2 pseudogenes are annotated in these 344 nt (G+C 41.6%); both read right to left on the minus strand.

Annotated features, from left to right (window positions below):
- Positions 1–19: 19 nt before the first annotated feature.
- Positions 20–100 (minus strand): annotated as a pseudogene (locus J582_RS27475) (hypothetical protein); the annotation flags it as partial.
- A 29-nt stretch (positions 101–129) separates the two neighbouring features.
- Positions 130–344 (minus strand): annotated as a pseudogene (locus J582_RS25640) (DUF808 domain-containing protein); the annotation flags it as partial.

A 344-nucleotide genomic window follows, 5' to 3' on the forward strand; every position in this document is an offset into this window, starting at 1 on the left:
TCCTTTACTTCATCATATTACTAATACCACCTGCTTTAACACCGCCCCCACCTCGACGGTCCTCAACATTGGTACTGACTCTACGATCTCTCCAGCGCATAACGTCCCTCTTCTTATTAAATGGCCTGATTAGTCAGAAGCTTTTGGCCACATTTTCTGTATTAAACTCACCACTAGCAACACAACCGCCCCAGCAATCATACCAATCGCAAAGTTCATTAATGTCGGTGTTAAAGCTCCAATAATATTGCCTACTGCGGGTATATTCTCTACATGATCGACGGTACTATCAGTAATATGATGAAGTAAAGGAATTGTATGGTTAATAAGAAGAGGGACGTTAT

Origin of the sequence: Acinetobacter sp. 1566109 (assembly GCF_000582255.1) — a bacterium.
Lineage (GTDB): Bacteria > Pseudomonadota > Gammaproteobacteria > Pseudomonadales > Moraxellaceae > Acinetobacter > Acinetobacter nosocomialis.